The organism is Photorhabdus africana (genome assembly GCF_035181445.1).
GTDB lineage: Bacteria > Pseudomonadota > Gammaproteobacteria > Enterobacterales > Enterobacteriaceae > Photorhabdus > Photorhabdus laumondii.
Genome location: NZ_JAXBVE010000069.1, coordinates 1 through 8,801, shown reverse-complemented (window position 1 = coordinate 8,801; position 8,801 = coordinate 1). Strand labels below are relative to the sequence as shown.

10 protein-coding genes and 2 pseudogenes are annotated in these 8,801 nt (G+C 49.2%); all 12 read left to right on the top strand.

Features of this window, described 5'->3' with window-relative positions:
• Positions 1-104 (top strand): annotated as a pseudogene (locus SLS51_RS21940) (IS1595 family transposase); the annotation flags it as partial.
• Positions 105-116: 12 nt separating this feature from the next.
• Positions 117-302: a putative phage tail assembly chaperone gene (locus SLS51_RS21935; protein WP_323840656.1), complete on the top strand. Its 186-nt coding sequence runs from the start codon at positions 117-119 to the stop codon at positions 300-302.
• 50 nt (positions 303-352) lie between these two features.
• On the top strand, positions 353-493 hold the full coding sequence (locus SLS51_RS21930) for a DUF6890 family protein (protein WP_323840655.1): 141 nt from the start codon (positions 353-355) through the stop codon (positions 491-493).
• Positions 490-2,595 (top strand): phage tail tape measure protein, encoded by a 2,106-nt coding sequence (locus SLS51_RS21925; protein WP_323840654.1) that lies wholly within the window; start codon positions 490-492, stop codon positions 2,593-2,595. The genes SLS51_RS21930 and SLS51_RS21925 overlap by 4 nt, the downstream gene beginning before the upstream one ends.
• A complete protein-coding gene (locus SLS51_RS21920) occupies positions 2,588-2,935 on the top strand; it encodes a DUF2590 family protein (protein ID WP_323840653.1) in 348 nt (115 codons plus the stop codon). The genes SLS51_RS21925 and SLS51_RS21920 overlap by 8 nt, the downstream gene beginning before the upstream one ends.
• Positions 2,913-4,097 (top strand): baseplate J/gp47 family protein, encoded by a 1,185-nt coding sequence (locus tag SLS51_RS21915; RefSeq protein WP_323840652.1) that lies wholly within the window; start codon positions 2,913-2,915, stop codon positions 4,095-4,097. The genes SLS51_RS21920 and SLS51_RS21915 overlap by 23 nt, the downstream gene beginning before the upstream one ends.
• Positions 4,090-4,746, top strand: coding sequence for a phage tail protein (locus tag SLS51_RS21910; RefSeq protein WP_323840651.1), 657 nt, complete (start codon positions 4,090-4,092; stop codon positions 4,744-4,746). Before SLS51_RS21915 ends, SLS51_RS21910 begins: the two co-directional genes overlap by 8 nt.
• 9 nt (positions 4,747-4,755) lie before the next feature.
• Positions 4,756-6,564, top strand: coding sequence for a phage tail-collar fiber domain-containing protein (locus SLS51_RS21905; protein ID WP_323840650.1), 1,809 nt, complete (start codon positions 4,756-4,758; stop codon positions 6,562-6,564).
• Positions 6,564-7,184, top strand: a complete 621-nt coding sequence (locus SLS51_RS21900; protein WP_323840649.1) for a tail fiber assembly protein — start codon at positions 6,564-6,566, stop codon at positions 7,182-7,184. The genes SLS51_RS21905 and SLS51_RS21900 overlap by 1 nt, the downstream gene beginning before the upstream one ends.
• Positions 7,184-7,912, top strand: coding sequence for a hypothetical protein (locus tag SLS51_RS21895; RefSeq protein ID WP_323840648.1), 729 nt, complete (start codon positions 7,184-7,186; stop codon positions 7,910-7,912). The genes SLS51_RS21900 and SLS51_RS21895 overlap by 1 nt, the downstream gene beginning before the upstream one ends.
• A complete protein-coding gene (locus tag SLS51_RS21890; protein WP_323840647.1) occupies positions 7,884-8,420 on the top strand; it encodes a baseplate complex protein in 537 nt (178 codons plus the stop codon). Before SLS51_RS21895 ends, SLS51_RS21890 begins: the two co-directional genes overlap by 29 nt.
• Positions 8,420-8,801, top strand: a pseudogene (locus SLS51_RS21885) (hypothetical protein); the annotation flags it as partial. The gene SLS51_RS21890 and the pseudogene SLS51_RS21885, both read left to right, overlap by 1 nt.

Below are 8,801 nucleotides of genomic sequence, written 5' to 3'. Positions count from 1 at the left end.
GGCGCTTTAACCTTAAAAAAACATTCGAACAGCTTATTTATTCATGTATCCGGGCAGCACCTATACCTGAGTATTTACTCAAGCTAGCTGAGATTCGATGGTAATCAGGTAATAGTATGATTAACGATATGGCAATGGATAATAAGGTTGTCCCCATTGTTACCTATTTGCGCCGTATTGTTCAGCCCGAGTCTAAATCAATTTTAGATGAATGGTTAAAAATACCTGGTGCCGCGATGCAAATCGTTGAAAAAGTCAATGCCGAATATGCGCCAAAACTGGAAATTGAAATAAAAAACTAAATACGCGGGTTAAATCCATTGATAACAGCCTGTTTGAACAAGCGTTAATATTGCGCTGTCATTATTTACCGAATGAGAACGATAATACGGACAATTTAGCCCGTGCAATTTGGCTGGATAATCGTTATTGGGAAAATATGCGAATCGCCACCGCGAATGGTATTGCATTGGCATTAAAGGGTGAACCATGAGGCAATTGGATTTTACATCAAGCCTAATTGATAAACTGACACAACCGCTTGCCAGTGCGAAAGCGGCTGTTTCTGGGTTTGCCAAAGCATCACAAACGGCGTTTGAAAAAATTGCAGTCGGCGGCGCAGGGTTAGCGGGGACGTTTTGGTCAATTAAGGGGGGGCTTGATCCGGCTATTCAATGGGATGATGCGATGACAGAGGCATCACTTCAGGGGGTTGATAGTGGTGTGATGGCGAAAGTGGCGGCGGATGCCATGAAGTTCAGTTCATTGTATGGCAAGTCATCGATTGAATTTGTGCAATCAACGGCGGAAATCAGTAAGAAGATTAGCGAACTGTCACAAAATGACTTGCCGCAGATGACTCACATCACCCATATCACCGCCGCCGCCCTGAAATCCAGCGCAGCAGATACGACTCAATATATGGAGCAGATGTTTTCGAATTTTTCCAGCCATGCCAAAGCCGTAGGGAATATTCAGTTTGCTGAGGAACTGGCGGGAAAAGCCATCATCATGTCGAAAACATTTGGCGCCAGTATGGAGGAAATTGCGGATTTGATGGAGGGGGCCCGCGCCGCAGGAACGCATTTCGGGGTCGGTATTGATGAACAATTGGCGGTACTGGGGGAATTGCACCGTTCATTGGGTACAGAGGCCAGTAGTGTTTATGAATCGTTTTTGACCGATGCCGCTGAGGGTGCGAAAAAACTTAGCATCAGCTTTGTTCATGCCTCTGGTCATATGCTAACCCTGCCGGAAATGTTGGAAAAGCTACAGGCCAAATATGGCAAAAGTATTGAGGGCAACCTTAAGGCACAAAAGGAAATTGAGGAGGCGTTTGGCGATTCTGCCATTGTCGTCAAACAATTGTATGGCAATGTGGATATGCTGCGTAAGAATATTTCGGTGTTAGGGGCCAATGATGGCCTGAAACGTGCTCGCGAAATGGCCGAGCGGATGGCGAACCCGTGGGCGCGGTTACACGCTATTTGGCAGAATATCCGCATTGCCGTAGGTTCAACATTGCTCCCGGTTATCTCTTCACTGGTCAATAGGCTTGCCAATGCCGGTCAATTACTGGTGCGCTGGCTGAAACTGTTTTCTAATATCGCCCGCTGGGTCGGTTATATCACTCTCAGTATGCTGAGTTTTGCCGCTGCGGGGGCTGCCGCCAATCTCGTAATGGGCGTATCTAAATTTATCTGGATTGGCCTTAAGGGGATTTGGGCGACCTGTACGCTTGTCATGAAACTGGGAGCGGCGGCGGTGTGGCTCTATAACGCGGCTATTATTGCATGGAACACCACATTACGCGTGTTACACGGGGTATTGCGGGCTGTCAGGATTGCGGCCTTTTTAGCGGGTATTTCATTCAGCTTCATGACCTGGCCGATCTTGCTGATTATTGCTGCTATTGCGTTGCTGGCTGTTGGCATTTATCTGCTTATCAGGCATTGGGATGCCATCAAAGCGGCCCTGATGAACACGACCGCCTTTAGGATGGTGGCGGCGTATGTGAAATGGGTTGGCGGGATATTCAGTGCGGTTTGGGGCGGGATCGCCGAGGGCTGGAATAACCTGTGTAACGGGTTTAGCCGTTTTTCACTGGCGGATACCTTTTCGGGCATTGTGGAGAGTATCGGCAATATTTTCGGCGGCTTATGGGATTGGCTGATGAACTCCTTTTCCGATAGCTACCATTGGATTATCGATAAATTAAATAATATTCCCGGTATCAATATTGAAACCCAGGCTATTGAAAAAACAGTCGCTGAACCAATGGGAAAAGCGACGGTTCCTAATATGGGCATAGGAGAAAATCCCCCAAAATTGATGACGCAATCCAAGGGTATTTTTCAGGGGCAACCTCAATCCATGATCCAGCCTGTGCAAGCGATTAAACCGCCAGAAAACGAGCGTGTATTAACGGGCGGGAAAAAGCAGGGTATCGGCAAGCATGGCCTGATAAAAGGGATAACAACCCATTCACAGACCATCAATGATAACAGTCGCCGAATTGAAAATGTGACGTTGAATATTTCCAACGGCATGACACCGGAGCAATTAACGGAATGGGAGCAAGTGGCATATGGATGAGCCGAAATACATTGATTTGTTCATTAACGAGCGCAATTTCACACTCAATTCAGGGAATGAGCCACGTTTCTGTCATAACCGTGTTTCCCTCGGTCAGGATTGTGTACACGCCATTATTGAAAGTGGTCTGGCAACGAAACTTATTGCCGAACGCAGTCCAACGCTACGGGCAGACATTCACACACAGATAGGCATACTGGTCGAAGACGATGAGCGGATTATTCCGGGAACCGTCATCATTAATGAAGAATCACCCATTAAGTTATGGATAACCGCCGAAACTTATGATTTTGGCCGTATTAATGTGAGTGTGAGCAGTGGAAACGAAACCGACGATTGATTATGAAAAGGTCTTACGTGATAGCGGGATGCCAACCACGGAAACCGATATCAGCATGGCATTCGCTAAAGTGGTCGATGAAGCCGGGTTGGTGACCAACACCTCGCGGATGTCCCCGTTTTGGCGGCTGATTAACACCCTAGTGACACGTCCTGTGTTATGGCTGAAAGCGGCGTTAATCCATGTTACCCTAAAAAATATGTATTTGGCGACCGCATCGGGCACATGGCTGGATATGTTCGCATGGGGCGTCAACCTGAAACGTAAACCCGCATCCGCTGCGCAGGGTGTGCTCCGTTTCTATAAAGCCGCAGGTGCATCGACGGTGACCGTGCCTGCCGGAACGGTGATCCAGACCGAACGCATTAATGGCGAAATCTATCGCGTCAGCACCACGGAAAGCGGAGTGATGGCCGACAATGTGTCCAGTGCCTTATTGCCTGTCAGGGCCGAAGCCGCAGGCGGTGCTTTCAACCTGGCCCCCGGTTATTTTCGTCTCCTGCCCGTGGCAGTGTCCGGCATTGAGCGAGTACAGAATGAAGAGGGGTGGCTATTGATGCCCGGTTCAGATGCCGAATCCGATGATGATTTGCGCGACCGCTGCCGCAACCAATATAACTGGGTGGGCAACTATCATACTGATGCGGTTTACCGTGGCATGATTGCCGCTGTGGCAGGCTTAAGCATTGACCGCATTTTTTTCCTGCATGATGCGCCTCGCGGCACCGGAACGGCAAACGCCTATTTGTTGCTGGATTCTGGGATCATCAGCCAGCCCTTTATTGAGGCAGTGAACGATTATATCACCCATCAGGGGCATCATGGGCATGGGGATGATATGCAGTGTCTGCCGATGCCTGAAACGCACCATGAATTATTGGTCACGCTGTTTGTAGCAAATCTGGCGAACGACAGCCAGGAACAGGCAACAACATTAAAAACGGATGTTGAAAACCTGATCCGCTGCGCCTTTCGGGAAAATAGGGAATATCACGTGAAAAAAACCTGGCCGTATGCCCGATTTTCCTTTTCCAACCTGGGGCGAGAAATACACCGTGAATTTGCCGAGATTGAATCACTGACTTTTTCATTGGATGACATTCTGAGTGATTTAAGTGTGCCCAGGCTGCAATCACTGATAATTGAGGTGAAGCATGTCTGAATTCAGGGAACGACTCAAGCGGCTGGCCTTGCCGTCATGGATGGATAAGGGAGAACCCGCCAAACTGCTTTGGGCCGCGCGTGAGTTCTGGTTAATGATTTACCGCTGGCTGACATGGCCGTTAGCTCAATTGGACGCGGAAACTTGTTCGGCGGAATTACTGCCGATGCTGGCCTATCAGCGGGATATTCAGCGCTTTAACGGTGAACCGCTGACATTATTTCGTAAACGGGTGAAATACGCGTTTATTAATGCCAGAGAGGCGGGCAGTGTCGCGGGATTTATCGCTATCTTTGAACGTTTAGGTGTCGGCCATGTTGAAGTATTGGAACGACAACCGGCGATAGATTGGGATGTGATTATTTTGCGCGTCAGTGACGGACAAGTCGCTGAAAGCCCTGATTTGCTGATGAGCATCATTCGTCAGTATGGCCGCACTTGCCGCCGCTACCGTTTTGAAGTGATGGCGAATAATAAACTGTTTATGCGTGTGGGCAGTTTGGGCGCGGAATATTGCTGTTATTACGCGGCCATGCCCTCGCTGTCCCTGCTATTAAAAGTGGGTTACATGTCGGGTGAGTCCGTTTTTGATAGTGCCAGTTTAAAGGCGATTACCGTACCTAATATGACCTACGGTGCATCATTATAAGGAAATAATATGGCGTCAGTGATTACAGTAGACTTTGAAAAATGGAAAGCGCAGCAGGCCGCGGCGGGAAAGCCCGTGGTTTTGGATGAGTTTGTTTTTGCTTATGTGCCGGATTTAGATCCCGCTCTTGCCATCAATCGCGATGAGACATTACCCGCAGAGAGTCATATTGTGCATCGTCAGACTGTGAACAAAACAGGGTTAGCGAGTGAAAACGCGGTAGCCTACAGTGTCACATTGGGAACGGAAGCCGGTCATTTTGATTTTAACTGGATTGGCCTGATAAATAAGGCTTCTGGCATTATTGGCATGATTACCCATGCCCCAGCTCAGAAAAAAATTAAGACCGCGAACGGATTACAGGGAAATGTGCTGACTCGCTCTTTTTTACTGGAGTTTGAAGGGGCAGCTAAAGAGACCGCTATTACGACCACGGCGGAAACCTGGCAGATTGATTTTACCGCCCGTTTATCTGGCATCGATGAAATGCAGCGCCTGATGAATACTGACAGTTACGGTGAGGCGGCGTTTTTCGGTGATGGGTTTTCCGTGGTTCGTCGTGGTGACCGGTACACGGTCAAAAGGGGGCTGGCTTATATCGGCGGGTTGCGGGGTGAGTTGGCGTTTGACCAAACATTTAACCGCCTGCGCGATACCCGCGTTTATGCGGATTTTAGCTATCAAGGCAATGTGGTCAGCCAGTGGAAAACCGTTGTTCATATCACCGCCGCCAATGATCTTAAAAACTACATCGATGCGGCAGGGTATCCGCATTATGTCTTTGCGGTTGCGGGTATTGATGGTCACGGTGATGTGCTGGATTTGCGCATTAACGGGTCATTGAATGACCGTGATATTGCCGCTATTCATCAAGAGATTGATAGCGTGAAACGGGAATATGCGACTCAGCAGGCATTGGAAAGCGGTCTGCATGGGAAACAGCCGAAAGGGGACTATGCTGTTAATGCCGCATTAACCATTGTCAGCGAAAACGCCAATAGTCGCCTGGCTAAAAACCAGAACGGCGCAGATATTCCCAATAAGAGTGAATTTGTCAAAAATATAGGTTTAGTGGAAACCGTCGAACAGGCAATGAATGCTGTACCGAATGACAGGAGAATTAACGGGAAATCGCTATCGTCTGATATCAGTTTGATGGCGGCTGATGTTGGCGCCTATCACCAGACTACCTATATGACTGAGCTACCCGGCAGGCATTATTCAGGGCCATTTTCTTGTGGTCGGGAAAATGGATGGGCCAAAGGGGTGAGTATCGGTATAGGGGGTGACACGGGGCAAATTTGGATTGATGCCGATGCACAGTTGCACACCAGATTTCTCAATGCTAACGGTGCCGTAGAGCAAAAGATTACGATAGGTATCCCGATTGGCGCTACTATCGAATGGCATGCGGCTGCGCCGATACCTGCCGGATATGAACCCAATGAGGGGCGCTCATTCCGGGCGGCAGATTACCCTGAGCTTGCCAAAATTTTTCCCGACCTGAAATTACCCGATGACAGGGGGCTGTTTAAGCGTGGTTTAGATAGAGGGCGGGGACTAGATTCTGGTCGTTCGCTAGGGAGTGTTCAGGGGGACGCGATCAGAAATATCACGGGATCATTAGGTAATCCCACTATTGAGAGCGGGAGCAACGCCTCTGGTGCATTCAGTTACCAATATAAGGCAGGCGGTCGCGCAGCCGGTGCCGGTGGTGGGGTGATTTCATGGACATTTGACGTATCCAGAGTGGTCCCGACCGCAAATGAAAACCGGCCTGTCAACAAATCAGTGATTTATATTACGAGGGTAAAGTAATGACTAAATACAGCGCAGATATTCAAATGGCCCGGTTTGATGAGGATGGGTTAGCTATTGTTAGCGGATGGGTTGCGGTTTATCGTTGTCATCCTGAAACACGGGAATATATTGGGGCCGATATGGATCGCGTGTCACGCGGTTTTTCTGTTGCGGCTAATGCGTATCTGGATGCGCCTGAATTACCTGACACGCATGATGTTGCGATTTGTCGTAGCATAGATGAAAAATCCTGGCGACATGTGCCTGACTATCGGGGTAAAACGGCGTATGCAACCGATACAGGCCAGCCGATCAATGTTACCGCCCTCGGCGCGTTGCCAGATAATCTTACCCTGCAATCACCCCAAACCCCCTTTGATAAGTGGCAGAATAAGCAATGGGTCACAGATAAATCAGCCCTAAAATCTCATCAAATTGAACAGGCTGAACAGCAAAAAATCGCGCGACAGCAACAGGCAGATGCGGCAATTAAACCCTTACAGGATGCCATTGATCTGGATATCGCCACGGATGCCGAAAAATCAGCGCTCGTGGAATGGAAAAAATATCGTGTGCGGGTGAACAGAGTAGACTTTTCTACTGCCCCCGATATCAACTGGCCTGAGCAACCCGCGTGATGAATTGGCAACGGAAAATGGTGCGCATCTCCCCGAATATGATGGGGATGCATTGCGCGATGTTGTCCGTTCATCCGTTCGTATACGGTATCGGACAGAAAGCGGACAGCGGTCACTACCTGAGTCCGGCAAACGCTATCAATTATCTGGCAAATAAAATCCGGGGAACGGGAAACATGAGCGCGGTGGTACTCATGATCTGCGCGAAGACGCATAATGAATTTATCCAGCATTTAACCCCATTTTCAGCGGTGTTGCCGTTGCCGGTATTTTCTCAGGTCACCCGTATGGCAAAGACAGCGGAACGTCTGGCGATCACCAGAATGCAATTGCCTGGGAAACCGGGCAGCGGTTTGCCTCCGTTGCAACCATTTTCAACATCAACCAGCCGCATAGCCACGAATGCGCAATTGATTGCTCAGGCTGAAACACAGGTTAGCGCTGGCAGCAGCATTGCGGGATTGAAATCACAATTAACAAACTTCACGATGGCAAGACAGAACGCCTTACAACACGTTACTGCCGCTCTGAATGGCGTCAGGAGCAAATCGGCCCGTGTCTGGGCATTCTCAGGGAAAGGGAATGGCGCATTATTGGCCGAAAAACTGCGTCAGGATATCCCTGAACAGGACGCCGTTTACACGCTGGCGACATTATTTGCCGGGGACGATATTCGCGCATTAGAAAGGATGCTACACAATGAGCCAAATTATCACACTGGCCCTTGATGGCGAGGCCATCCCATTAAAAAGTCTGACCGTAACTCCATCGGTGGTATTTCAGGACACAGACCAAAGCGGCCAGTCATCCAGTACCGCCGTAGCGGAGCAAGGCATTAAGCCCAAGGAGTTACGTGTTACGGGGATCATTCCGTTTACTGAGCAAAAAACGTTGTCACGCCTGTTTGCACTGGCGGAGGCCAAAGAGAAGGGAAGTCTGAAACGTTATCGTGTCGCTAACCTGACCGCAGGTGCTATCAACTTTCGCATCGGGACATTCACCCATACCATTGATGCCAGTAAGATCGACGGTAAACAGGCATGGCAAGTCACATTTACTTTGCGTGAGCATTTATCTGTTGCTGAGAAACGTGATGCCCGTGCTGCCGATAATATTCAGGCCAAAAAGCAAACAGGTCGGGGGGCCGCCGCCGCAAAAGAAGCGCCGGAAAAATTAAGCTGGTTTGAAAGCAAAGTCCTGAAACCGATTAATGACAAAATAGGACCCACTAAATAATGACACCGATTAACCGGCTCTATCTTTCCGGTGATGAAATTCACCTGGTTGACGCCAATATTATGCTGGCACTGGCATCCTGTGGTCGTGGCTTTATCACGGCGGAGACGACAACGGACTACACCGGAAAACTGGTGCGGCTGGACGTGGGTTACACGGATTTGGTATTACGCTGGTTTACGGGTTATGTGGCACGCTCACAGCCCGCCCAAAACGGTTATCAGCGTCTTTTTGTGCGTGAACTGGTTGGTGTGTTTGACCGATTATGGTCGTGTTCATTTCAGCATCCAACACTGAGCCAGATTGTGGACTGGTTGCAGGAGCACAGCGGACTGACCTTCACATTGCCGGATGCCCCTTATACGGAGACACCTATCCCGC

Excerpts from the sequence above, each read along its gene's own strand:
- SLS51_RS21935 (WP_323840656.1), top strand. The coding sequence starts at position 117 with ATGATTAACGATATGGCAATGGATAATAAGGTTGTCCCCATTGTTACC.
- SLS51_RS21925 (WP_323840654.1), top strand. The coding sequence starts at position 490 with ATGAGGCAATTGGATTTTACATCAAGCCTAATTGATAAACTGACACAA.
- SLS51_RS21920 (WP_323840653.1), top strand. The coding sequence starts at position 2,588 with ATGGATGAGCCGAAATACATTGATTTGTTCATTAACGAGCGCAATTTC.
- SLS51_RS21910 (WP_323840651.1), top strand. The coding sequence starts at position 4,090 with ATGTCTGAATTCAGGGAACGACTCAAGCGGCTGGCCTTGCCGTCATGG.
- SLS51_RS21905 (WP_323840650.1), top strand. The coding sequence starts at position 4,756 with ATGGCGTCAGTGATTACAGTAGACTTTGAAAAATGGAAAGCGCAGCAG.
- SLS51_RS21900 (WP_323840649.1), top strand. The coding sequence starts at position 6,564 with ATGACTAAATACAGCGCAGATATTCAAATGGCCCGGTTTGATGAGGAT.
- SLS51_RS21895 (WP_323840648.1), top strand. The coding sequence starts at position 7,184 with ATGAATTGGCAACGGAAAATGGTGCGCATCTCCCCGAATATGATGGGG.
- SLS51_RS21890 (WP_323840647.1), top strand. The coding sequence starts at position 7,884 with ATGAGCCAAATTATCACACTGGCCCTTGATGGCGAGGCCATCCCATTA.